The following is a 24,455-nucleotide window of genomic DNA, read 5'->3' as shown; positions in this document are numbered from 1 at the left end:
CAGCCTACGTCGGGCCCGCACTGCTGCCATTCGGGTGAACAGCCATGTTGAGCTGCGGTTTCGCCGCTATACCCTCGCTGCTTGTGATTGACGACAGCCCTTGGACGACGCTCCGGACGACCGACGGACACGTCGGCAACTCCAGGGTGGTCCACCTCCGCGGCGACCTCTGGTTGGACGGCCCGGTCGGAGATCCGGTGGCGCGGGGACTCGCGGGCAACCCGGCGGCACCGGCCGACGTGCTGCTGTGTCTGCTCGACGACCACGCCGAGGCCGTGCCCGCAGCGTTCCGGCGGCGCGCCGACCTGCCGCCCGCGGTCGTCGCAGCGGCGATGCGTCACCCCATGGCCCGGGTACGCGGCAGGCGAGGTGGTCGAGCTGGCGTGGCGCGACCGGCGTGCGGCGTGCGGCGCGTGTCGCCGCCACCCACCCGGAGCCGCGCGTACGTGCCGCCGGATCGTCGATTTGCTCGATGACATCGAGCTGGCCGAGTCCACGGCGCGGAACCCGGCCCTGCCGGTCGACGCGATGCGCGAGCGACTCGCCTCGTCGGCACCCTCGCAGGGGAAGCGCTGACGGTCGATCGGCACCGTCGGCGAGTGACCTGCGTCGACCTCCGTCCGGCGGGCAGCCGTGCGGGTGGCTGCCGGACGGAGGTCGGCGGTGGTCAGGTGGCGGCGGTCGCGACCGGCCGCGGGTACTGGTGGAAACCGCTGCCGCTCTTGCGCCCGTACCTGCCCGTGTCCACCAGTTCCCGCAGTGTGCGCCCGGGCCGGAAGCGGGGGTCACCGGTGCACTCGAGCAGCACCAGGAGCGTGTCGACGACGGTGTCCAGGCCGATCAGGTCGGCGGTACGCAGCGGACCCGTCGCGTGGCCGAGGCACTCCTGGAAGACCCGGTCGACGGTCGCGGCGTCGGCGGTGCCCTGGCCGACGACCTCGGCGGCCTCGTTCACGGTGAGCATCAACACGCGGTTGATCACGAAGCCCGGCCCATCGGCGACCACGATGCCGGTCTTGCCGATCGCGGCGAGCAGGTCGAGGGTGCGCTGGAGGGTGTCCGCGCTGGTCCGTGGCGCACGCACCACCTCGACGCTGTCCCTGAGGGGCGCGGGGTTCATGAAGTGCGTCCCGACCACCCGGTCCGGCCGGCGGGTGCTGGCGGCGAGCCGGTCGATCGGGATGGCGGAGGTGACCGACGCGAGCACCGTCGTCGGTGGACAGACGGCGTCCAGCTCGCCGAAGATCCGTTCCTTGAGCGGGATGCGTTCCGGTGCGCACTCGACCACGTACCCGGCCCGGTCGAGCCCGGCGGTCCGGTGGGTCCAGCTGATCCGCTCGACCACCCGGGCCACCGGCTCGCCCGCGCGGTCCGGGGCCAGCAGCCGGGCCTGCCGCAGCCCGGTACGCAGCCGGTCCGCTGCCGCCGCCACCCCGGTCGTCGACCCGAGCGCCGGGTCGACCACGACCACGTCGTACCCGCCCTCGGCCAGGCACTGGGCGATGCCGAGCCCCATCGTGCCGGCGCCGACCACCCCGACGGTTCCGCTCATGCTTCCCCCTCGCCGCGTCTGATGATCCGTCCGCTGTGCCCGCTCACGCCGTCACCACCCGCACCGGGTGTGCCCGCGCGGCCGGCGGCCGGGCCGGGTCGATCGAGAGCGTCCACCGGTCGCCCGCGTCGTCCTCGACGGCGAAGCCGGCGAACCGCAGGGTGACCAGCATCTGCCGGTTGACCGAGGTGGGCACGAACTCGGCCACCGGCCGCCGGCCCGCGGCGAGCGCGGTGTGCACGAGGTGGTCGAGCAGGGCCGCGCCGGCGCCGCGGGACAGCACCCGGCACGACATCAGCAGCAGCCGCAGTACGGTCGCGTCCGGCCGCGACTCGGTGACGGCCAGCCCGACCGTTCCGTAGGAGCCGAACCTGTCCCGCAGCCGCGCCACCAGCACCTCGTGCCGCGGCGACGCGCACAGCGCGTGCAGCTCCGCCAGGCTGAAGGTGACGCCGGTGGTGTTCAGCTGGTGGGTGCGTACGGTCAGCTCGTGCGCCCGGGCGAGGTCGGCCGGGCCGGCCCGGCGCACCTCCAGCACCAGGCCGAGCGAGGCGAGGAAGTCCGCGGATGGCCCGGCATGCGTGGCCTCGGCGGCCCGGCGTCGCTCGTCGGTCCGGTAGAGCTGGCGGCGCTGCCGGGACTCCTCGGTGACGAACTCGCAGGCGAACTCGGGCAGGGCCGGCAGTTCGGCGACGGCGTCGGCCGGGTGGCAGCGCACGACCGGCAGCGCGGCGGCCACCTCGGCGCGCTCCACCGGGTCGTTGTCGACGAACGCGACGGAGTCCAGGCCGATGCCCAGGTCGGCGGCGATCCGGGCGACCGCGAGGGACTTGGCGCCCCAGCCCACCTCGACCCGGGTGAACAGGTCGAGCAGGCCGTGCGCGGCCAGGTGGGCGGTGGCGGCGGCACGCTCGCCCCGGCTGGCCACGGCGTGCAGGACGCCGCGCCGGTCCAGGGCGTGCAGCGTGCGTACGGCGGCGGGGAACGGCACCGGCTCGTCGCCCTCCAGCACGACGCCGTCCCACAGGGTGTCGTCGAGGTCCCAGACGAGGCACTTCACCATGCTGGTCACGGCCGCCCTCCCGGCCCCGTCGCGCGGGCGCGCCGCAGCAGGTGGTCGGCGACGTGCAGCTCGGCCACCTGGGAGGAGCCCTCGATGATCTCCATGACCTTGGCGTCCCGGTAGAACCGGCCGGCCCGGCTGTCCGGGGCGCAGCCGGCCGCGCCGAGGACCTGCACGGCCGTGCCGGCGACCCGGGCGGCGGTGCGCGCCGCCGCGTACTTCGCCGCGACCGTGCCGGCGATCGCGTCGGGAGCACCGGCGGCCCGCCACCGGGCGGCCCGGGCAGCGAGTTCCCGCGCGGCGGCGGTGTCCACCGCGGCCCGGCCCAGCAGCCCCCGTACGGTCTGGTGCTCGGCGAGCAGGGTGCCGCCCTGCCGGCGGGTGAGCACGTGGTCGGTCATGTCCCGCAGGCACGCCTCGGCCATGCCCACGCAGCCCCAGCCGACCGTGAACCGGCCGTGGTCGAGTGCGCTGGCCGCGACGTGCGACAGGCCGAACCCGGGCGGTGCGACGCGGTTCGCCGCCGGTACCCGTACGCCGTCGAGCTGGATGTGGGCCAGCTGGGCGGCCCGCAGGCCGAGCTGGCCCTCGACCGGCTGCCGCGTCACGCCGGCCCGGTCGGTCTCGACGAGCACGGCGGTGTGCCGGCCGTCCAGCGCCCCGAGTACCAGTAGCACGTCGGCGACCTGGCCGAAGGTCACCCAGCGCTTGGCCCCGGTCAGCTCCAGGGTCGGCTGCCGGCCACCGCCGACGGCACGGATGCGGGTGTCGACGGCGGTCAGGTCGCTGCCCGCGCCGGCCTCGGTGGCGGCGAACCCGGCGAGCAGCTCACCGCGGGCGAACGCGGGCAGCCAGCGCGCCCGCTGCTCGGCGGTGCCCCAGCGCAGGACGGCCGCGGCGACCATGGCCTGCACGGTGACCAGCGCGCGCAGCGCGCCGCACACGCCGCCGAACCGGGCGCACAGCTCACCGAGCTGCGCCGGTGTGGCGCCGAGACCGCCGTGCCCGACCGGCAGGTCAGCGGTGAGCAGCCCGGCGGCCGCCGCGGCGCGGCGTACCCCGGCGGGCAGCGCGCCGTCCCGGTCCCAGCGGGCCGCCTCGTCGCGCGCCGCCGCGGCGAGGTCGTCGCCGAGACCGTCGAGCGCCGGCGGCGCGGCCGCGGCGGTCACGCCGGGATCCCGGCGCGGCCGGCGGTCTTGGCCAGCACGAAGTCGGTCAGCCGGGAGATGGTGCGGAAGTGGTCGAGGTCGAGGTCGGCCACCTCGACCTCGATGTCGAAGCGACGCTCCACGAACACCACCAGCTCGATCGCGAACAGCGAGTTGAGCAGGCCGAGCGCGAAGTAGTCCTCGTCCGGGCCGATCGGTCCGGACACCGCCGGGGCGATGAAGTCGTGCAGCTCCCGCGCCACCGCGGGCCGGTCCGGTGCTCCCATCCCCACTCCCATCTCAGTCTCCCGCGACGGCCGCAGCGGGATCGCCGTCGAACTCGACCAGCACCATGCTCCAGGCGGCCACGGGGCTGGAGCTGATCAGTACGGCCCGCTCGCCGCCCCGCAGCCGCCCGGTGCCGATCTCGGTCGCCAGGTTGAGCAGGACGTCGTTCGCGCCGAGGTGGCCCAGGTCGCGCAGGTTGTCGCGGCAGGTGGGGGCGACCGTCACCCCGAGCGTCTCCTCGACGAACCGGAACGCGCCCGCCGACAGGTTGTGGCTCACGTGCCGGGCGACGTCCGCCGGCGTCAGCCCGTTGCGGTCCAGCAGGCTCCGGTACATCGCGCGCAGCCGATTGCGGCTCTCCAGGGCCAGTTGGAAGGAGTACTCCCGGGGGTCGCGGCACTGCTCGGTCCAGCGGGCCGACGGGCGGTCCCGGTAGTCCACCCGGAACAGGTCCCAGTAGCGGCCGTCGGTCTCCTGGAGCACGTCGCGTACCCGCAGCGGCCCGTCCCGCGAGACGACCACGGCCATGCCCCCGTCGCCGCTGACGGTGACGGGGTGCCGGTAGCGCCGGGGCGTGGCCGGCGTACTGCCGTGCACGACGAGGACGTCGGTGAGGTCCGGGTCGGCGGCCAGCAGGCCGCGCGCCACCAGCAGCGCCGGCGTGGTCGACACGCAGCCCAGCCCGCCGACGGCGAAGGTCAGGGCCCGGTCGGCACCGAGGTACGCCTGTAGCCGGGTCTCGGCGGAGCTCATCAGGGTGGCCGGCGCGCGGGACTCCACCACGACCAGCGCCCCGATCCGTGCCGGGTCCAGCCCGGCGGCGCCCAGCGCCCGGATGGCGGCTCCCGCGGCCAGGTCGAACGCGTCCAGATCCGGGTCGGTACGCACCCGGTCGATTCCGAGGCCGGCGCAGAGTTCCCGCTCGGCCGGCCCCAGGTACGCCAGCTCCGGCAGCTCCGCCACCGCGACCGACCGTTGCGGCAGGAACGAGGCCATCGTCCGTACCACGATCGTTCCGGGCATGTCGCCGCGCCTTCCGGTAGCAGGGGCCGTCGTCGGTGTCCCGTCCCGGGCGTCCGGACCCGCTCCTGCGTCCGGAGTCCCGTGCGCCGACTCGATGCCACTCTGCCGATCGCGGCTCGTGCCGGGACAGAGAAGGACCGGCAACGCCTCTGCCGGTCCTTCTCTGGTTCCGGCCTGCTCGCGTCCACCAGTCTCGATCCGACGCCGACCGCCGGTAAAGGGGAGACCGCCGATGCCGAGCCGGATGCCCGACCAGACGAACGCCCCGCCGCCGAGCGGCACCCGGATCCGGCCGGTGCCGCGCACCGGCGCGCTGCGGCTGTCGCCCGGACAGGAGCGGCTGTGGTTCCTCGACGGGCTGCACGGCGACGGCACCGAATACCTCGTCTGGCTGCGGATGCGCCTGCGCGGGTCGTGGGATCCCGCGGTGTTCGCCCGCGCCGTGACCGCGGTCGTCGGCCGGCACGAGGTGCTGCGCACCCGGTACCGGGACAGCGACGGCGAGCCGGTGCAGGTCGTCGACCCGCCCGGCCCGGCCGACGTGACGGTCGTGGACCTGACCGGGGGACCGGACGCCGGGACCCGGGCTGCGGCGCTGCTCGACACGGCGGCGGGCCGGCCGTTCGACCTGCGCCGGGAGCACCCGCTGCGGGTCGTGGTGGCACGGCTCGCGCCGACGGAGCACCTGGTCGGCCTCACCCTGCACCACATCGCCGCCGACGCCTGGTCGTGCGACGTGCTGCTGCGCGACCTGGACCACGCGTACCGCGCGTTGGCGGCCGGCCGGCCGGTGCCGGCGCCGCCGTCGGTGCAGTACGCCGACGTCGCGGCCTGGCAGCGGGCCCGGCGCGAGGCCGCCGGCGCGGCCGGCATCGGCTACTGGCGGGACCAGCTCGCCGGGCTCGAACCGGTCCTGCTGCCCACCGACCGCCCGCGCGGCACCCGCCGCGACCCCAGCGGCGACATGCTCGCCGTGGACGTGCCGCGGCACGTCGCCCGGCTGGTCGCCGCCGCCGGCGAGCGGTACGGCACGACCGCGTTCATGACGCTGTTTGCCGCCTTCCAGGTGCTGCTGGCGCACCGGACCGGCCGCACCGACATCGCCGTCGGGATGCCCGCCGCCGGGCGGGACGTGCCGGAGACCGAGGACCTGATCGGCTTCTTCGTCAACACCCTGGTGCTGCGGACCGACCTGGCGGGCGAACCGTCGTTCACCGAGGTGCTGGACCGGGTGCGCACGACGGTGCTGGCCGCGCTCCTGCACAACGACGTGCCGTTCGAGGATGTCGTGGCGGCGGTCCGGCCCCGCCGCGACCCCGCCCGCAACCCGCTGTTCGAGATCATGTTCCAGGTCCTGCACACGGCGGAGACGCCTGGCACGCTCGGCGGCGCCACGGTGTGGCCGCTGCCCATGAACGCCACCGACGCCAAGTTCGACCTGGTCTTCACGGTCTGCCGCACCGCGGCCGGCGACCTGCGGTGCGTTCTCGAGTACGCCGGCGGCCTGTTCGACCGGACGACAATGCTCCGGCTCGCCGAGGACTACGTGGCGCTGTTGGAGCGGTCGACCCGCGAACCGGAGGCCCGGGCGGTCCGGCTGGCCCCGGCGCCCGGCGCGCCGGGCGTGCCGGCGACTGCGGCCGTGCCGGCGGGTGCCCCCGTTCCGCCGGCACCCGCGCCGGCCGGCCCGGTCGAGCAGGTCGTCGCCGGGATCTGGTCGCGGCTGCTCGGCGTCGACGACATCGCCGCCGACGACGACTTCTTCGACCTCGGCGGCCACTCGCTGCTGGTCGCCCGGGTGCGTACCGCGCTGCGGCGGACGTTCGCCGTCGATCTCCCCCTGCAGGTCCTGTTCGAGGCCACCTCCGTGGCCGGACTCGCGGCCGTGGTCACCGCCGCGGTCCGCGCCGACGTCAGCCGACTCTCCGACAGCCAGGTGCAGGACCTGCTGTCCCGAGCCGCCCGGGAAGGAACCCGATGACCGAGATGCTGGAGTCGCCCACCCCGCACGAGAAGCTGCTGGAGCGCCGGCTGCTCGGCCTCGAGCCGCTCCCCGAGCCGGGCATCCCCTTGGCGTCGCGGGCGGACCCACCACCGCTGTCGTACGCCCAGCGCCGGCTGTGGATCCTCGACCGGCTGCGCCCCGGCGGCGTCGAGTACCTGGTACAGATCGCGCTGCACATGACCGACCGGCCGGGCAGCCGGCTGGACCTCGACGCGCTGCGGGCCGCGCTGGACGGGCTGGTGGCCCGGCACGAGGTGCTGCGCACCCGCTACCCGGTCGGCCCCGACGGCGAGCCGGTGCAGCTGATCGACCCGCCCGCCCCGGTCCCGCTGCCGATCCGCGACCTCACCCACCTGGACGGCGACACCCAGTGCGGGTTGCTCAACCGGCTCGTCTCCGTCGACCGCGAGCCGATCGACCTGGCCGCCGGGCCGGTCCTCCGCGCGCTGCTCGTCCGGCGCGAACCCGACCAGCACCTGCTGCTGCTCACGACCCACCACATCGCCATGGACCTCTGGTCGGAGGGCCTGCTGCTCGACGAGCTGCACCACCGCTACACCGCCGCGCTCGACGGTCGCCCGGCCGACCTCCCCCCGCTGCCCGCGCAGTACGCCGACGTGGCCGCCTGGCAGCGGCAGCGGACCGCCGAGCTGCGCGAGACCCAGCTGCCGTACTGGCGCCGCCAGCTCGCCGGCGCCACGCCGGTGGACCTGCCGGCCGACCGGCCACGGCCGGCGGTACGGGACTCCGCCGGCGACGTCGTGCCGTTCACCGTGCCCGCCGAGGTGGCGGCGGCCCTCGGTGAACTGGCCCGCCACCACCGGGCCACGCCGTTCATGGTCCTGCTGGCGGCGTACGCGGTCGTGCTCGGGCGGTGGAGCGGCCGGACCGACGTCACGGTCGGCACCCCGGTCGCCGGCCGTGGGCACGACGACGTGCAGGACCTCATCGGGCTCTTCGTGGACACCGTCGTGGTGCGGGCCGACCTGGCCGGCGATCCGACGTTCGGCGAGCTGGTCGAGCGGGTCCGCCGTACGTCGCTGGACGCCTTCGCCCACCAGGAGCTGCCGTTCGAGCAGCTCGTCGAGGAGCTGGCGCCGGTCCGGGACCCCGCGCGGACGGCGCTCTTCTCGACGATGTTCGTCTGGCAGGAGGCCGCGCCGGACGGCTTCGAGGCGCCCGGCCTGGACGTCCTGTCGGTGCCGATCCCGTTCGCCGATGCCAAGTTCGACCTGACCCTGTCGGTGGGCCCGGGCCCGGACGGCTCGCTCGCCGGCGCCGCGGTCTACGCCACCAGCCTGTTCGACCGCGCCACGATCGAGCGCTTCGTCGCACACGTCGGTCGGCTGCTGGCCGGCGTGGCGGCGGCCCCGGACATCCCGCTGGCCGACATCGACATCCTTCCGCCGGCCGAGCGCGAGCAGCTGCTCGACGGCTGGAACGACACCGCGACCGACGTGCCGGCCACCACGCTGCCCGCGCTGTTCCGGGCCCAGGTGGCCGCCACCGGGGACGCGGTGGCCGTGCGGACGGCGGAGCGGAGCCTGTCGTACGCCGAGCTCGACGCCCGCGTCACCGCGCTGGCGCTCCGGCTGCGCGCGGCCGGCGTCGGCCCCGAGTCGGTGGTCGGGGTGTGCCTGGAGCGCGGCCCGGACCTGGTGGCCGCGCTGCTGGCCGTGCTCACCGCCGGCGGCGCCTACCTGCCGCTGGACACCGAGAGCCCGCCGCAGCGGCTGGAGCAGCTGCTCACCGACGCCGCGGTACGGGTCGTGGTGACCGACCGGGACACCGTCGGCACCGCCTCGCGCACGGTGCTCCGGGCCGACGTGCACGGCACCGCCCCGCACGGGCCGCTGCCCGGTGACCCCGACCCGGACCACCCGGCGTACGTGCTGCACACCTCCGGCTCGACCGGCCCGCCCAAGGGCGTCGTGATCACCCACCGCGCGCTCGTGAACCGGCTGGTCTGGATGCAGCGCGAGTACCCGCTGGACGCCACCGACCGGGTGCTGCACAAGACCCCGTACGGCTTCGACGTCTCGGTCTGGGAGCTGTTCTGGCCGCTGATCACCGGCGCGACGCTCGTCGTCGCCCGCCCCGGCGGGCACCGGGACCCGGCGTACCTGGCCACGGCGATCGCCGAGCACGGCGTCACCACGCTGCACTTCGTGCCGTCGATGCTGCGCGCCTTCCTCGACACGCCGGTCGGCGAGCTGCCCTCGGTACGCCGGATCTTCGCCAGCGGCGAGCCGCTCCCGGACGGGCTGGCGGCGGCCGTGTCCGAGCGGATCGGCTGCGAGCTGCACAACCTCTACGGCCCCACCGAGGCGACGATCGACGTGACCGCGGCGCGGTGCCTGCCCGGGGAGCCGGTCACGATCGGCCGCCCGGTCGCCAACACCCGCGCCCACGTCGTCGACCCGGACCTGCGGCTGCTGCCGGTCGGCGTGCCCGGCGAGCTGGTGGTGGCCGGCGTCCAGCTCGCCCGCGGCTACCTGGGCCGCCCCGCGCACACGGCCGACCGGTTCGTGCCGGACCCGTTCGGCACGCGGCCGGGGGACCGGCTCTACCGCACCGGCGACCTGGCCCGGCACCGCGCCGACGGGACGATCGAGTACCTGGGCCGGCTGGACCGGCAGGTGAAGCTGCACGGCCACCGGATTGAGCCGGGCGAGGTCGAGGCGGTGCTCACCGCGCACCCGGACGTCGCCGCCGCCGTGGTCACCGTGCACGACGACCGGCTCGTCGCGTACCTCGTCGGCCCGGCCGCCGAGGCCGGCGCCGGGCAGGTCGGGCCGGCGGTCGACCGGGACGGCGTCGCCGCGTACGCCCGGGCCCGGCTGCCCCGCCAGCTGGTGCCCGCGCGGTGGGTGGTGCTCGACGCGCTGCCGCTGACCGCCGCCGGCAAGGTCGATCATCGCGCGCTGCCCGCACCGCCCAGCGGCGCCCCGCCGGCGGCGGAAGCGCCACGCACCCCGCTGGAGCGGACGATCGCGCGCGCCGTGGCCGACGCGCTCGGCGTCGACGCGGTGGGCCGGCACGACGCGTTCTTCGCGCACGGCGGCGACTCGATCCGGGCCATCCGCGCCGTCGGGGCGCTGCGGGCGGCCGGCCTGCCGGTGTCGGTGCACGACCTGTTCAGCCACGCCACGGTGGCCGAGCTGGCCGAACTGGTCGGCGCCCGGGCGCCGGAGCAGCCGGACACGGTGACCGAGCAGCCGGGCGTGGCGCCGTTCGCGCTGCTGTCCGAGGCCGACCGCGCGCTGCTGCCGCCGGGCCTGGTCGACGCGTACCCGATGGGCGAGATCCAGGCCGGAATGGTGTACGAGATGCTGGCCGCGCAGCGGCCGGTCTACGTGAACGTCAGCTGCTACCGGATCGAGGACGAGACGCCGTTCGACCTGGCCGACCTGCGCGCTGCCGCGGCACTGCTGGTGCGGCGGCACGAGATCCTGCGTACCTCGTTCGCGCTCGCCGGCTACACGCGGCCGCTGCAACTGGTGCACCGCACCGCCGAGCTGCCGGTGGACCTGGACGACCTGCGGGACCTGCCGCCGGCCGCGCGGCGCCAGGTCCTCGACGACTTCCTGCTCGCCCAGCGTGCCGCGCCGTTCGACCTGGCCGTGCCGCCGCTGCTGCGCTACACGGTGCACCAGACCGGCGAGCGCGAGTGGTGGCTCACCCACGTCGAGTGTCATGCGATCCTCGACGGCTGGAGCCACACGTCGGTGATCGCTGAGCTGCTCGGGTACTACCGGACGCTGCGCCGGGGCGACGTGCCCCGGCCGGCGCCGCTGCCGGCCGTCCGGTTCGCCGACTTCGTCGCGGCCGAGCAGGAGTCGCTGCGCTCGGCGGCCGACCGGGACTTCTGGACGGCCACGATCACGGCCGCCGACAAGCTGGAGATCCCGGCCGAGTGGGGCGGTCAGGCGGACGGGGCCGAGGGGCCGGCCGGCGCCGACGACGCGCCGGACCAGGTCGTCGTCGAGTACGCCGACCTGGAGCCTGCGCTGCGTCGGCTCGCGGCCGACGCGGGGGCGTCGCTGAAGAGCGTGCTGCACGCCGCCCACCTCGCGGCCTGGGGCGTGGTCACCGGGCGGCAGCGCTTCTTCACCGGGCTGGTCGGCAACGGCCGGCCGGAGCGGCTGCGCGGCGACGAGGTGATCGGCATGTACCTGAACACGGTGCCGTTCCCCGCCGACCTGACCGCCGGGAGCTGGCCGGAGCTGGTGCGGGCGGTCTTCGCGCGGGAGGCCCGGATGTGGCCGCACCGGCGCTACCCGATGGCCGCGATGCGGCGCGACGGCCGGCACGCCTCGGCGTTGGTCGACGTCAGCTTCACGTACCTGGACTTCCACATGCTCGACTGGAGCTCGGGCATCGACCTGGAGGCCGACTTCAGCCCGAGCGAGCAGCCGTTCTCCGCGGTGTCGTTCCCCGGGCACCTGCGCCTGCTCGGCCGGCCGAGCAGGATCGGCCGGCCGTATCTGGAGCTGGTCGGCCGGACCTACCGGCAGGTGCTGGCGTCGATGGCCGCCAGCGCGGCCGGGCCCGGTGCCGCCCGCGACCCCGGCGCCGGTCCCGACGCCACCCCGGCTGTGTCGCTGTCGCCGTCGCCGTCGCCGCGGACCGTGACGCTGGCGCCGGCCGACCGCGAGCGGGTGCTCGTCGACCCGAACCGCACCGACCGGGCGTTCCCCACCGATGAGCCGGTGCACCGGCTGATCGAGCGGCAGGCCCGGTCCGCGCCCACCGCCGTCGCGCTGCGGCAGGGCGTCGTCAAGGTCTACTACGCCGAGCTGGAGCTACGCGCGAACCGGCTGGCGCACCGGCTGCGCGCGCTCGGCGTCGGCCCGGGCACGGTCGTCGGCATCTGCCTGCCGCGGACGCCCGACCTCGCCGTCTGCGTACTGGCCGTGCTGAAGGCGGGCGGCGCGTTCCTGCCGCTGGATCCGGCGTACCCGGTCGAACGGCTGCGGTTCATGCTCGACGACACGGCAGCCGCGGTGCTGCTCGCCGCCGGGCGGCTGCCGGCCGGCCTCGTCCAGGCCGACCCGGCGGGCGTGCCGACGGTCGACGTGACCGACGAGTCCGCCCAGCTCGACATGCCGGTCACCGCGCCGGAGGTGACGGTGGCGCCGGACGACCTGGCGTACGTCACCTACACGTCCGGCTCGACCGGGCGGCCCAAGGGGGTCGCCGTGCCGCACCGGGCGCTGCTCAACCTCCGGCACGCCCAGCAGGAGGTCTTCGACGTCCGGCCGGGCGACCGGATGCTCCAGTTCTTCTCGGTGGGCTTCGACGCGTCGGTGTCCGAGCTGGTCGCCGCGCTCACCGCCGGCGCCGAGCTGGTGCTGCCCGAGCCCGACCGCGACCCGGGCGACCTGCGCGCCGAGGCGGCCACGCTGACCCACCTATTCCTGCCGCCGTCGATGCTGAGCCGGCTGGACCCGGCGGACTTCCCGCGGCTGCGGGTCACCCTGGTCGGCGGCGAGGCGTGCCCCGCCGGGCAGGCCGACCGGTGGGCGCGGCACGCCGCGTTCGTCAACCTCTACGGCCCCACCGAGGCGTGCGTCGCCGCCACGTACGCGCCGGTCGCCCCCGGCTCGCCGGAGCGGATGCCGTCGATCGGCACCCCGCTGGCGAACGTGCGGTGCCACGTCCTGGACGCCGACGGCCGGCCGCTGCCCGCCGGGGTGCGCGGCGAGCTGTACGTCGCCGGCGCGGGCCTGGCCCGCGGCTACCTCGGCCGGCCGGCGCTGACCGCCGACCGGTTCGTCCCGGACCCGTTCGGGCCGCCCGGCAGCCGGATGTACCGCACCGGCGACGTGGTCTCCCGCGCCGCCGACGACTCGCTGCGCTTCCACGGGCGCGGCGACCAGCAGGTCAGCGTCCGCGGCTTCCGCATCGAACTCGGCGAGGTCGAGCACGCGCTGGAGGCGCACCCGAGCGTCGCGGCCGCGGCCGTCGCCGTCGCCGCGGCGGGCACCGAGGAGGCGACGCTCGTGGCGTTCGTCCGGCTCACCGCCGGCAGCTGCGGCGCCGCCCCGTCCCCGGCCGAGCTGCGCGAGCACGTACGCCGCCGGCTGCCGGCGCACATGGTGCCGACCCGCTGCCACGTCGTCGGGCAGTTCCCGGTCACCGCCTCGGGCAAGGTCGACCGCGCCGCGCTGGTCGCTGCCGAGCCGAGGCCCGCCGCGCAGATCGCGCCGGTGGCGCCCCGGACACCGCTGGAGCAGACCATCGCCGACGCCTGGGCGCAGGTGCTGCGGCTGGACCGGGTCGGCATCGACGACGACTTCTTCGACCTCGGCGGGCACTCGATGGCGATGATGCGGGTCATCTCGCTGTTGCGGGAGTCGCACGGCGTGGAGCTGACGTTCCGGGCCTTCCTGGAGCACCAGACCGTCGCGCGGCTGGCCGCCGCGATCACCGACGGCGCGGTCGGCGGCCCCGAGGCACCGGCCGCGCCCGGCAGCCGCAACCGGGCGCTGCTGTGGCTGCGGCGCGGCAGCGCCACGCCGCTGTTCTGCATCCACCCCGGCGGCGGCAGCGCCCACTGGTTCCAGCGCTTCCTGCCGTACCTGGACCCGCAGCTACCACTGGCCGCGTTCGAGTGGCCGAAGCCGCACGGCGACCACGCCACGATCCCCACCGCCGCCGAGATGGCCCGCCGGCACTTCGACGAGCTGCGGGCCGCCCAGCCGCACGGGCCGTACCGGCTGTTCAGCTGGTGCGGTGGCAGCACGATCGCGGCGGAGCTCGCCACCCTGCTGCTGGACGCCGGTGAGGAGGTGACCTTCATGCTCCTCGACCCGGTGCTGGACGCGCAGACCCGGCCGAAGTTCTACGAGCAGATGGGCTTCGTGCGCCGGCTGGAGAAGCTGGTGCTGGAGATCGACCGGGGCGGGCCGGAGGCGGACACGCCCGAGCGGCGCGCCGAGATCATGGACCTCTACGAGCGGGTGGCCAACGACATCGACGAGAAGGAAGGCATGGCGCTGCCCGAGCGCGGCGTCGGCGCCGCCTGGCCGCGGATGGTCCGGGTCTGGCGGGAATCGTTGCAGGCGCTCATCGAGTACCCGAACCCCCGCTACGCCGGCAAGCTGCACCTCATCGCCAGCGACGCGCTCGCCAACGGCCAGCACGTGGTGTCCTCCGGCCAGACGTTCGCCGACTACCTCGAACGCTGGGAGGAGCTGATCGGCGGCGGGATCGAGCTGCACCGGGTGCCGGGGGACCACATCGGAATCATGAAGCCGCCGCTCCTGGTGCACCTGACCGACGTGATCAGCGCCGTGCTGGCCGGCAGCCGATGACCACCACGCCGGGCCGCCCGTCGACCGACCCGGCCGTGCCCCGACCTGCCGCATCCGACCCGGCCGCGCAGCAGCGGGCGTGGAACGCCACCGCCCGCGCGTACGCCGCGGACGGCCCGGTGCACCGGCTGTTCGAGGAGCAGGCCCGGCTCCGCCCGCACGCCGTGGCGGTGCGCTGGGCCGGCGGCGCGCTCAGCTTCGCCGAGCTGGACCGGCTCGCCAACCGGCTGGCCTGGGCGCTGCGCGACCAGGGCGTTGGACCCGAGACGCCGGTGGGCATCCGGGTGCCGCGCGGCCCGCTGCTGGCGGTCGCCGTGTACGGGGTGCTGAAGGCGGGCGGCTGCTACGTGCCGGTCGAGCCGGCGCTCCCGGCCGAACGCGCGCACACCCTACTGGCCGAGGCCGGTGTGCGGCTGCTGGTCGGCACGGCGGGCGAGGACGGCTGGCCGGCGCCGCCGCAGGTACGCACGGTGCCCGCCGACGCCCCGGTCCCGGACCACCGCGAGCTGCGGAGCCCGGAGCCCGGCACCGGCGCGGACTCCACCGCCTACGTGGTCTTCACCTCCGGCAGCACCGGCCGGCCCAACGGCGTCGCCGTGGCGCACCGGTCGCTGCACAACCTCTTCGCCTGGTGCCGCCGCACGCACGGCTTCGGCCCGCACGACCTGGGCCTGTCGGTCACCTCGCTCGGTTTCGACCTGTCCGTCTTCGACCTGCTCGGCCTGCCCGCGTACGGGGCGGGCGTCTACGTCGCCGACGACGCGCAGCGGTGCGACCCGGAACTGCTGCTCGACGTGCTGCTGCGGGAGCCGGTGACGTACTGGAACTCGGCGCCGACCACGCTGGCCCACCTCGCGCCGCTGCTCGGCGGGCACCGGGGCGCCGCAGGGACCGGGCACCTGCGGCTGGTCTACCTCAGCGGCGACTACACGCCGTTGACGTTGCCGGACGAGGTGCGGTCGGTCTTCACCGGGGCGACGATCGTCAGCCTCGGCGGCGCGACCGAGGCGACCGTCTGGTCGAACTGGTTCGAGGTCGGCGCGGTCGACCCGGCCTGGCGGAGCATCCCGTACGGGCGACCGATCGACAACGCGCAGTACTGGGTGGTCGACGAGGACCTGCGGCCGTGCCCGGTAGGGGTGCCGGGCGACCTGCTCATCGGCGGCGACGTCCTCGCCCTCGGCTACCACCGCCAGCCGGAGCTGACCCGGCAGCGGTTCGTCCCGGACACGCTCGGGCCCGACCCACGCGGCCGGCTCTACCGCACCGGCGACCGGGCGAGCTTCGGCTCCGACGGGGTGCTGACCTTCCTCGGCCGGGTCGACGGGCAGGTCAAGATCCGGGGCGCCCGGGTGGAGCTGGCCGAGGTCGAGCACCGCCTGCGCGGGCACGCCGGGGTGAAGGACGTGGTGGCGCTGGCCCGGCCGGACCGCGACGGCGAGCGCGCCCTGGTGGTCTACGTCGTGCCGGCCCCCGGCTGCCGTCCGACCGTACGGGAGCTGCGCCGGCACGTGGCCGCCGCGCTGCCGGACTACATGGTGCCGGCCGCGGTGGTGTTCGTGGACGGCTTCCCCGCCACCGCCAACGGAAAGCTCGACCGCGCGGCGCTGCCGTGGCCGGCACGCACCGGCAGCACGCACGTGCTCGGGGTGCCGGGGTAGCCGCCGTCCGGCCGCCGGTGGGCGCACCCGGGGGAGAGGTGCGCGCACGACCGCGGGCCCGCGCCGTCGCCCCCGGGATCACGACGGCGCGGGCCCGTTCACCGGGTCAGCACGGGTGGATGTACCAGATCGGGTTCCAGTCGACGGAGACCGGGATGTTGTCCGGGTCGATCTCCTGTCTCGTCACGCTTTCTCTGTCGCGGAGGTACGCGACCGCCTCGTCCGTCTGGTGGTTGACGGCGGCGCCGCGGCCCAGGAAGTTCGTGACACTCCGATTGTCGCAGTAGTAGAGCTCGAAGAAGGTGTGCTGACCGTCGCCCTCTCCCACGGCGTAGCAGGAGTAGCCCGACCTGCAGCTGCGCAGGTACTGGTTGCGGGCCTCCGTGCTCAGGTTGCGGGTCACGTACTCCCGGGGTCCGCTGCCGTTCTTGCCGTCGGAGAAGAACGGGCTGAGACCCGGTCTCACCTCCAGCGTGGTGTCCGCCCGCGCCGGGGACGCGGCGGCGGTGAGCAGCGCGACGACTGCGGCGGCTGTCGCCAGGACCCGGATTCTCCGTAGATCTCGCATGGGTTCCTCCGTCTGTTGCGGACGTTGTGGAACGAGCATGCTCGCCGCGGCACACGGCTGTCCTTACGGGCGAGTGCACAGCTGTTGCGTCAGCGCGCACACCCGCACCACTAACCAACCTATCGCTTGGTTGGTAAGCTCAGCTGCCATGCTGGCTCCCAGACGCGCGCCGGGGAGTCGCCTCACTACGCAAGGAGACCTCACGATGAAGGTGCTCGTCGTCGGTGGAACCGGCATGATCGGGGCCCACGCCGCTCTCCACCTGCGGGATCGGGGAGACGACGTCACCGTCGCCGCCCGGGGAGCGGTCGACGCGGACTCGCCCGTCGCCGACCTGCCTGTCCTGGTCGGGGACTACACCCGCCAGACGTTCACCCGCAAGGACCTGGCCCCCTTCGACGCGGTCGTCTTCGCCGCGGGCCAGGACGTGCGCCATCTGCCCCGCGACGTGGACGAGACCCAGTTCTGGAAGGAGACCCAGAGCGGGGGAGTGCCGGCCTTCGCCGCGCTCGCCAAGAGCGCGGGTGTCTCCCGCTTCGTCCAGATCGGCAGCTACTACCACCACCTGCGACCCGACCTGGCCGACTCCAACGCCTACGTCGCCGCCCGCCGCGACGCCGACGAGGGAGCCCGGGCGCTGGCGGACGCCTCCTTCACGGTCTGCACCCTCAACCCGCCCTCGATCATCGGTGCCATCCCCGGCATCACGGCCAAGCGCTACCGCCGCATGGTGTCCTGGGCGGCCGGCAACGAGCCGCAGTTCCCCGACCACGCACCGGCCGGCGGCACGAACTACATGTCGGCCCGGTCCCTGGCCGAGGCGATCGGCGGCGCGATCGACCGCGGTACGGCGGGCGCGGCATACCTCGTCGGTGACGCCAACCTCACGTTCGCGCAGTTCTTCCAGCTGCTCGTCGACGCGGCCGGGGGCAACCGCACCATCGCCGAGCTCGACGAGCCGCACCCCTTCATGCCCGACTCGATGATCGTCCAGGGCCGCGGGACCGTTCTCGCCTACGAACCGGATCCGACCGAGACCGCACTGCTCGGCTACACCCGCGGTGACTGCGAGCGTGCCGCCGCCGAGCTCGTCGAGGTCGTGCGCGCGGCGACCGCTCCCAGGTCGTGACCAGCCTCGACGCGGCCGACCTCACCGCGTTGCGCGTACTCTCCGAGACGTATGCGGCGGCCGCCGACGACCGTGACGCCGCCGCGGTCGGCGCGCTCTTCGTCCCGGACGGCGTCCTCGTCGTGCCCGATCCGCCGGCTCACCTCGACCCCCACGTCTCCCACGTCGGCCGCCCCGCTGTCGTGGCCGCGCTCGGGGCACTCGCCGGGACGCTGGCGACGACCCACGTCGTGGCCGGGGCCCGCTACCTGCCGACGTCGACCGGGGCCCGTGGCCGGGTCCGCGGCACGGCCCACCACCTGCTGTCCGGCCGCGAAGGGCCCTCGGACCTGGTCTGGTTCCTGCACTACGACGACGAGTACGCGCGCAGCGACGACGGCTGGGCCTTCACGCGGCGCGCCGTGACGATCAACTGGATCGAACGCCACCGCGTCTCCGCGCTTAGGACCGACGAGGAAGTGACCGGCGGATGAGCGCCACCCGCAGGCTCGAGGACCAGATCGCGGTCGTCACCGGCGGCGCCCGCGGGATCGGCGGCGGCATCTCCCGCCGTCTCGCCGCCGCGGGTGCCCGCGTCGTCCTCGTCGACATCGACGGGGAGGCCGCCGTCGACACCGCCGCCGACATCCGTGGCGCCGGCGGCGAGGTCGAGGTCGTCCTCGCCGACGTACGCACCGCCGACGGTGTCGCCACCGCGGTCGCCGCCGCGTCGGCCCTCGATTCGGGGCGGGTCGACGTGCTCGTCAACAACGTCGGCGACTTCCGCCCGGCCTCCAGGACCTTCCTGCACTCGAACCCGCAGCAGTGGCAGGCGCTCTACGAGGTCAACCTGTGGCACGTGCTCGCGATGACCCACGCGCTGCTGCCCGGCATGGTCGAGCGGGGCCGTGGCGCCATCGTCAACAACTCGACAGTCGAGGCCTTCCGGGGCATCCCGGCGTGCGCCCCGTACTCCGCCTACAACGCCGGGGTCAGCGCCTTCACCCGGAGCCTCGCCGTCGAGGTCGCCGGCCACGGGGTGCGGGTCAACGCGATCGCGCCCGACCTCGCCGACACGCCCCAGACACCGGCCGCGGCGATGCTGCGTGGCCGAGACCCGGCGCTCATCCGCACGTGGATCCCCGTCGGGCGCTTCGGCGAGCCCGACGATTACGCCGCCGTCGTCGAGTTCCTCGCCAGCGACGACGCCCGCTTCGTCACCGGGCACACCATCCCCGTCGACGGAGGGACCCTGGCCGCCTCGGGCTGGTACGCGCGGGTCGACGGCAAGGGCTGGTCGAACATGCCCAACGAGGCCTGACCGTGGGCGCCGGGACCCACGCGGGGGTCCCGGCGCAGGCGGCCGTGCTCAGTCGCGGCGGTCGAGGCCGAAGAGCTCGGCTGCCGCCGCGAGCTGGTCGAGGTACTCGGCCAGCTCGCGGTGCCGCACGACGACGTTGACCACGGTGGCCCCCGCCTCGCCGATCCGGCCGACGAGGTCGAGCGCGGCCTCCGGGTCGCCCGTCGGGTCGAGGCGGGCCGGCGGGGTGATGACGACGTCGAATCCCTCCGGCAGGTCGTGCTCGGCGAGCATCCGCGGCAGGGTCCGCAGGTCCGGACCGCGATACGTCACCGGCGCCGGTGCCCACCCGTCGCCCAGGGTGACCGCGCGCCGGAGAGCGCGCCTGCTGTGGCCACCGACCCAGATCGGGACCTTCTCCTGGACCGCGTGCGGGCTGACGACCTGCTCGGTGAAGTGGTAGTACTCCCCGTGGTAGGTCGCGAGCCGCACCGACAGCGACGCCCGCAGGGCCCGCAGGGCGTCGTCCGCCCGTGGTCCGCGGTCGGCGAACGGGCGCCCGAGCAGCGCGAACTCCTCCTCCAGGTTGCCGACGCCCACTCCGAGGACGACCCGCCCCCCACTGAGGTGGTCGAGGGTGCCGTACCGCTTGGCCAGCTCGAGCGGATGGTGCAGCCCGAGCACGAGCACGTACGGCAGGAAGCGGATCCGCTCCGTGATCGCCGCGAGGTAGGAGAACGTCGCGACCGGGTCGTAGAAGCGTTCGCCCCGGGCCAGCCCTTCTGGAACGCTGACGTGCTCCGGGCAGGTGAGGAACTCGTACCCGAGCCGGTCGGCGGTCGTGAAGACCTCCCGCAGCTCGGCGACCCCGGCCTCGGCCTCCCACGGGGGCCGGGGTCCGGAGTCGGCCAGGACCGGGGAACTTAGGCCGATGCGCACGGCCTCAGGCCTCGGATTCGACGGCGCGGGCGAGGATGTCGCGGCCCTCGTCGGTGCCGTCGAGCTGGCGGTTCCAGCGGTGGGTCACCTTCCAGCCCTCGGTGGTGCGGGTGAACTCCCATCGGTTGGAGCCGGTACGCCAGATCCGGTAGCCGTTCTCGTCGGGAGCGTGGAGCACGAGCTGCGAGTAGTTCGTCACGACGGCCCGATCGCCGTCGACGACGATGTGCGGCAGGCCCATGAGATGGGCGGCGCCGGAGTGGATCAGGGCCTGGTGCCGCTCGCCGGTCACCATGGCGCGCAGCGCGTCCCGGCCGTCGAGCACGACCGGGTAGGTGTCGTACACGCCCTCCTCGGTCCACATCCGGGCGGTGACCTCGGCTGAGCCGCTGTCCACAGCGGGGCCGTAGCTGGCGACGATCTGCCACAGGGCGAGCCGGTCCTCGGCGGCGGCGAGGCGCCGTTCGGCCTGCTCGAGGCGCGCCTCGAGCCGGGCGAGCCGGTCGGGCTGCGAGTCGGTCATGGTGGGTTCCTTCCGAGCGGGCTTCTCGCGGGTCGATCCGGCCGGTGGCCGGTCAGGTCGTGGCCGCGTTCGTCTCGAAGCGTTCCGGGGTGAGCTCGCGCAGCGCGGCCATCTGCGCGAGGTGGTGGGCCGCCGAGGTGGCGACGAGGCTGGCGTTGACCGCGGTCGCCCCGACGGCGTCGGCCGTGCGCAGGTGCTCGCGGGAACCGTCCGGGTCCCCGAGCGGGTCCAGCGGCGGGATCTGCAGCACGAGGTCGAAGTCGTCCGGACGCTCCACGGAGGTCCACAGGCGGGTCAGCTCCTGCGGCCCGAGGCCGAACGGCGCCCACCCGGTGCCGTGCGCGACGGCACGGCGCAGCGAGCGGCGGGTGCGCCCACCGAACCACAGCGGCACCGTGGTGCGCGGCGCGTGCGGTTCGACGACGAAGTCGGTGAACGTGAACCGGGGACCCTCGTGGTGCGGCACGGCCCTGCCCCAGGCGGCGCGCAGGGCCGCGATCGCCTCGTCCGCGACCGCGCCGCGCCCGGCGAACTCGGCGCCGAGCAGGTCGAACTCCTCCTCGAGGCTGCCGACGCCGACTCCGAGGATGACGCGCCCGCCGCTGAGCAGGTCGAGGGTGCCGTAGGTCTTAGCGAGGGCCAGCGGGTGGTGGTATCCGATGACGACGACGTTCGTCGCGAGCCGGACGCGGCGCGTCGCCGAGGCGAGGAACGACAGCGTGGCCACGGGGTCGAAGTACGTCCCGCCCCGCTCGGCGGCGATCGGGGCGGGCACCGCGACGTGCTCGCTGCACGTCAGGTGGTGGTAGCCCAGGTCGTCGGCGGCGCGGGCGATGGCCAGCAGCGTACCGCCGACGTCGGGGCCGGCCAGGACGTCCCGCTCCCAGGCGGCGGCGGTGCGCGGATGCTGTACGACGACCGGGGTGAGCAGCCCGACGCGTGCGGTCATGACAGGGTCTCCGATCCGGCGCCGCCGCGCGTCGCGCCGGTGGCCTCGTCGCTGGGGCCGCCGGTCGCGGGCGGGTCGCAGGTCGCGGTACTCGTCGGGATGCGCCGGAGGCGTTCGAGCAGCGCGCCGAAGTCCTCGTCGTCGGCCGGGTCGAGCGGCAGCCCGAGCCCGAGCCCGTCGGCGAGCCCGCCGTAGGCCTGTTCGAGCACGTCCGGCAGCTCGGCGTAGGTGCCGTGCGGGATGAGCGTGGCCAGGGTCTCGTCGTCGAGGGTGTCGGCGAGTCCCGCCCAGCGCCCGGAGGCGGCCATCCCGGCGAGCCGTTCGCCGACCCGGCCCAGGCCGAGCCGGTCCAGGGTCGTCCGGTAGGCCGGGGTGGAGAAGAGGAACGCCAGCTCCTGGCGGGCGGAGTCGCGGCTCGCGGCGAGTGCGGCCGGTGTCGGACCGGTGATCGACTTGGAGACGACGACGACCCGCGGGATCCGGGCGCGTCCGGCGCGCTCGGCCCCGGCGCGGAGTGCGGGGAGCACGACCGTGCGCAGGTGGCTCGGGTGCGAGTTCGTCGCGTGGGTGACGAAGCCGTCGGCGAGCTCGCCGGCCACCTCGCAGACGCGCCGGTTGACCCCGCCGGTGTAGAGCGCCGGGGCCGCGGTCGACAGCGGGCCGGGGTTGAAGTAGGGCTGGAGCCGGGTGAAGCGGTAGTGGCTGCCCTCGTGCTCCAGGGGCCCGCCCGTGGCGAACGCGGCGAAGATCGCCCGGATCGAGGCGAGGTAGTCGCGCAGGTTCTCGGCCGGCCGGTCCCACGGCACCGAGAAGCGGCCGACGATGTTGCCGCGCACCTGGGTGGCCAGCCCGAGCTGGAAGCGACCCTCGGAGAACCGTGCGAGGTCCCACGCGGCGTACGCGGTCACCATCGGGCTGCGGGGGAAGGCCAGCGTCATGCTGGTGCGTACGGTGATCCAGCTGGTGTGCTCGGCCGCGAGCAGGGCGACCGCCAGGGAGTCGTGCGTCGTCTCGGGGACGTGCACGGTGTCGAAGCCGAGCCGTTCGATGCGCGCCGCGACCGCGGGCACCTCGCGCAGCGCCGTCGTCGGCGGCAGTGTCGTGGCCAGCTCCATCCGGGTGGCGGGCACCTGTGCCGCCGTCATGGGATGCGGCCCGCCAGGGCGGCGTCGACGACCTCGTCGCCACCGACGATCCGGGCGAGCTTCTCCAGTCGGGGCGCGCGGCGCAGGTGCGCCCCGCCCTCGACCGGCAGGCACGCGCCGGTGATCCACGACGACTCGGGGCCGCACAGGAAGCGGACTGCGGCGGCGACGTCCTCGGCGCGTCCGACTCGCGACAGGGGCTTCTCGGCGACGGTCGCGGCGGCCAGCTCGGGGTCGGCCAGCAGCAGGCCCGGGTTCTTCCCGTCGGTGGCCACGATGCCGGGGCGTACGACGTTGACCCGCACCGCGAGGTGGCCGAGCTCGTCGGCGGCGACCCGGACGAGCGCCTCGAGCGCGGCCTTGCTCACCGAGTACGACGGCATGAACGGGAAGGAGTGCCCGCCCGCGCTCGACGAGGTGCACACGATCGAGCCCCCACCGCGCGCGGCCAGGGCCTGTCCGCCGTGCCGGATCGCGTGCAGCGCCGTCGTGACGTTGCGCCGGAAGTCGTACTCGAGGGTCTCGGCGTCGAGGGCGAGCACGGGGCGGAAGGTGCCGCCGCCGACGGTCGTGACGACGGCCGCCAACGGGGTCTCGTCGGCGACGCGCACCGCGGCGGCCACGTCCTGATCGAGGGCGGAGTCGCCGACGCTGACCCGCACCGGCAGCGCCCCGGGAACGGCTGCGGCGATCGTCGCGGCCGCCGCTCGCAGCGTGGCCTCGGTGCGCCCCATGATCGTCACGGCGGCCCCGTCGGCGGCCAGCACGGCGGCGATGGCGCGGCCGAAGCCGCCACCCCCGCCGATGACGAGGGCACCGCGGCCGGCGAGCGGACCGGGTGGGGCGCTGGTCGGGTCGGGACTCGTGCTCATCCCTGCTCCCTCGAGTCTCGTCGGAACATGTCCCGCGTCGACGGGTCGTCCATCAGCACGAAGGTGCCGGTGGCCGTGACGCACGTGAGGTCCCCGACGCGCAGCTCGCCGGAGCTGCGTACCTTGCGCCCGTCGCGCCCGTCGTGCCGGGCCAGGATCGTGATCGTCGAGCCGATCGGGATGGCCGCGCGGAAGGAGACGTCGAGCCCGACGGTCACCGCGGCGTATCCGGCGCGGGCGTTGGCGATGCCGAGGGCGTGGTCCATGAGCATGGCCGAGGTGCCGCCGTGCACGTGCCCCGGAGGTCCCTGGAAGGCCAGCCGCAGGGTGACCTCGCCGCGCAGCGAGCCGTCCGGCTCGACCCAGAGACTCACCGGCGGCGACAGCGGGTTCTCGGTGCCGCCGGCGGGGTCGAAACGGCCCGGGCCGGGCTGGCGCCACATCGTCGCGATCCGCTCGGAGAGGTCCGGGGCATGGGCGTCGATCCGGGCGGTGAGCCCGTCGAGGTCGGCCACGATCCGGTCGGCGTCGGCGTCGATGGCCCCGCCCGCGCGGGTGATCGCGTCGACGAGCCGGCGGGTGGCTGAGGCGACGGCGTCGATGCCGGTGTCGCGGGGCTGTGCCGTGGCGAGGGTGGCTTCCACCGGGCGGACTCCTTCGGCCGGTCAGGGCAACCAAGCGCTTGCTTGATCGCACTTTAGCGACCCGGTGGCGCGCTGGCAACGCTTGCGCCCCGGCGTCGCCCCCACGGGTCGCGGCGGCGTCCGTCCGTGCGGGCCGCGGCGGCGTCCCTCCGTGGGCTGCGGTGGCGGCCGTCCGTGGGTGGTGCGTCCCTCCGTGGGTCGCGGGTGGCGTCCGGCCGTGGGTCGCGGTGGCGTCCTTTTGTGGGTCGCGGCGGGCGTCCGCCCATTGACGCGCCCGCAGCCTGCCCCTACCGTCCCAATCGAGCGCTTGGTTGGTTCGCGAGGGGCGCCGCATGTCGGCAGCCTCGG

Annotated in this window: 18 protein-coding genes; 6 read left to right on the top strand and 12 right to left on the bottom strand. The window is 75.1% G+C overall.

Features of this window, described 5'->3' with window-relative positions:
- Positions 1-667 precede the first annotated feature (667 nt).
- Genes ABZ573_RS14595 through ABZ573_RS14575 form a run of 5 tightly spaced genes read right to left on the bottom strand, consistent with a single transcriptional unit; the run spans position 668 to position 5,074 of the window.
- Positions 668-1,552, bottom strand: a complete 885-nt coding sequence (locus ABZ573_RS14595) for a 3-hydroxyacyl-CoA dehydrogenase family protein (RefSeq protein WP_151452854.1) — start codon at positions 1,550-1,552, stop codon at positions 668-670.
- Between the two features lie 43 nt (positions 1,553-1,595).
- Complete coding sequence (locus ABZ573_RS14590; protein WP_151452873.1) at positions 1,596-2,615, bottom strand: HAD-IIIC family phosphatase; 1,020 nt, start codon at positions 2,613-2,615, stop codon at positions 1,596-1,598.
- A gap of 5 nt (positions 2,616-2,620) precedes the next feature.
- Entirely contained in the window at positions 2,621-3,784 is a 1,164-nt protein-coding gene (locus ABZ573_RS14585) for an acyl-CoA dehydrogenase family protein (RefSeq protein WP_358118478.1), read from the bottom strand.
- Positions 3,781-4,050: a phosphopantetheine-binding protein gene (locus ABZ573_RS14580; protein ID WP_151452852.1), complete on the bottom strand. Its 270-nt coding sequence runs from the start codon at positions 4,048-4,050 to the stop codon at positions 3,781-3,783. The genes ABZ573_RS14585 and ABZ573_RS14580 overlap by 4 nt, the downstream gene beginning before the upstream one ends.
- Before the next feature lie 13 nt (positions 4,051-4,063).
- Positions 4,064-5,074: a ketoacyl-ACP synthase III family protein gene (locus tag ABZ573_RS14575; RefSeq protein WP_358118475.1), complete on the bottom strand. Its 1,011-nt coding sequence runs from the start codon at positions 5,072-5,074 to the stop codon at positions 4,064-4,066.
- Between the two features lie 232 nt (positions 5,075-5,306).
- On the opposite strand from ABZ573_RS14575, the gene ABZ573_RS14570 reads away from it, so the two are divergent.
- Genes ABZ573_RS14570 through ABZ573_RS14560 form a run of 3 tightly spaced genes read left to right on the top strand, consistent with a single transcriptional unit; the run spans position 5,307 to position 16,059 of the window.
- Positions 5,307-7,055, top strand: coding sequence for a condensation domain-containing protein (locus ABZ573_RS14570; RefSeq protein ID WP_358118473.1), 1,749 nt, complete (start codon positions 5,307-5,309; stop codon positions 7,053-7,055).
- Positions 7,052-14,398, top strand: a complete 7,347-nt coding sequence (locus ABZ573_RS14565; protein ID WP_358118471.1) for an amino acid adenylation domain-containing protein — start codon at positions 7,052-7,054, stop codon at positions 14,396-14,398. Before ABZ573_RS14570 ends, ABZ573_RS14565 begins: the two co-directional genes overlap by 4 nt.
- Positions 14,395-16,059, top strand: coding sequence for an amino acid adenylation domain-containing protein (locus ABZ573_RS14560; RefSeq protein ID WP_327028881.1), 1,665 nt, complete (start codon positions 14,395-14,397; stop codon positions 16,057-16,059). Before ABZ573_RS14565 ends, ABZ573_RS14560 begins: the two co-directional genes overlap by 4 nt.
- Positions 16,060-16,165: 106 nt before the next feature.
- Here ABZ573_RS14560 and ABZ573_RS14555 read toward each other — a convergent pair whose 3' ends face one another.
- Positions 16,166-16,627, bottom strand: coding sequence for a hypothetical protein (locus ABZ573_RS14555; protein WP_151452848.1), 462 nt, complete (start codon positions 16,625-16,627; stop codon positions 16,166-16,168).
- A gap of 205 nt (positions 16,628-16,832) precedes the next feature.
- On the opposite strand from ABZ573_RS14555, the gene ABZ573_RS14550 reads away from it, so the two are divergent.
- From ABZ573_RS14550 to ABZ573_RS14540, 3 genes are read left to right on the top strand one after another with little or no spacing between them, the layout of a single operon-like run.
- Positions 16,833-17,756: an NAD-dependent epimerase/dehydratase family protein gene (locus tag ABZ573_RS14550; protein ID WP_151452847.1), complete on the top strand. Its 924-nt coding sequence runs from the start codon at positions 16,833-16,835 to the stop codon at positions 17,754-17,756.
- The gene (locus ABZ573_RS14545) at positions 17,753-18,229 is read left to right on the top strand and encodes a nuclear transport factor 2 family protein (RefSeq protein ID WP_358118468.1); all 477 of its coding nucleotides are present in this window, start codon (positions 17,753-17,755) and stop codon (positions 18,227-18,229) included. Before ABZ573_RS14550 ends, ABZ573_RS14545 begins: the two co-directional genes overlap by 4 nt.
- Positions 18,226-19,056 carry an SDR family oxidoreductase gene (locus ABZ573_RS14540; RefSeq protein ID WP_358118466.1) on the top strand — a complete coding sequence of 277 codons (831 nt, stop codon included), beginning with the start codon at positions 18,226-18,228 and terminating at the stop codon, positions 19,054-19,056. The genes ABZ573_RS14545 and ABZ573_RS14540 overlap by 4 nt, the downstream gene beginning before the upstream one ends.
- A 48-nt stretch (positions 19,057-19,104) precedes the next feature.
- Here ABZ573_RS14540 and ABZ573_RS14535 read toward each other — a convergent pair whose 3' ends face one another.
- From ABZ573_RS14535 to ABZ573_RS14510, 6 genes are read right to left on the bottom strand one after another with little or no spacing between them, the layout of a single operon-like run.
- Positions 19,105-19,974 (bottom strand): TIGR03619 family F420-dependent LLM class oxidoreductase, encoded by an 870-nt coding sequence (locus tag ABZ573_RS14535; protein WP_151452844.1) that lies wholly within the window; start codon positions 19,972-19,974, stop codon positions 19,105-19,107.
- Between the two features lie 4 nt (positions 19,975-19,978).
- On the bottom strand, positions 19,979-20,497 hold the full coding sequence (locus ABZ573_RS14530; RefSeq protein ID WP_358118464.1) for a nuclear transport factor 2 family protein: 519 nt from the start codon (positions 20,495-20,497) through the stop codon (positions 19,979-19,981).
- A gap of 52 nt (positions 20,498-20,549) precedes the next feature.
- Entirely contained in the window at positions 20,550-21,446 is an 897-nt protein-coding gene (locus ABZ573_RS14525; protein ID WP_358118462.1) for an LLM class F420-dependent oxidoreductase, read from the bottom strand.
- Positions 21,443-22,591 carry a TIGR03617 family F420-dependent LLM class oxidoreductase gene (locus ABZ573_RS14520; protein ID WP_358118460.1) on the bottom strand — a complete coding sequence of 383 codons (1,149 nt, stop codon included), beginning with the start codon at positions 22,589-22,591 and terminating at the stop codon, positions 21,443-21,445. The genes ABZ573_RS14525 and ABZ573_RS14520 overlap by 4 nt, the downstream gene beginning before the upstream one ends.
- Entirely contained in the window at positions 22,588-23,463 is an 876-nt protein-coding gene (locus ABZ573_RS14515) for an SDR family oxidoreductase (RefSeq protein WP_358118458.1), read from the bottom strand. The genes ABZ573_RS14520 and ABZ573_RS14515 overlap by 4 nt, the downstream gene beginning before the upstream one ends.
- Entirely contained in the window at positions 23,460-24,107 is a 648-nt protein-coding gene (locus ABZ573_RS14510) for a PaaI family thioesterase (protein WP_358118456.1), read from the bottom strand. Before ABZ573_RS14510 ends, ABZ573_RS14515 begins: the two co-directional genes overlap by 4 nt.
- Positions 24,108-24,455 lie beyond the last annotated feature (348 nt).

It is taken from the genome of Micromonospora sp. NPDC007220, assembly GCF_040634035.1.
Lineage (GTDB): Bacteria > Actinomycetota > Actinomycetes > Mycobacteriales > Micromonosporaceae > Micromonospora > Micromonospora reichwaldensis.
The sequence above is the reverse complement of the archived record's forward strand: the minus strand, read 5'-3'. Positions and strand labels throughout refer to the sequence as shown.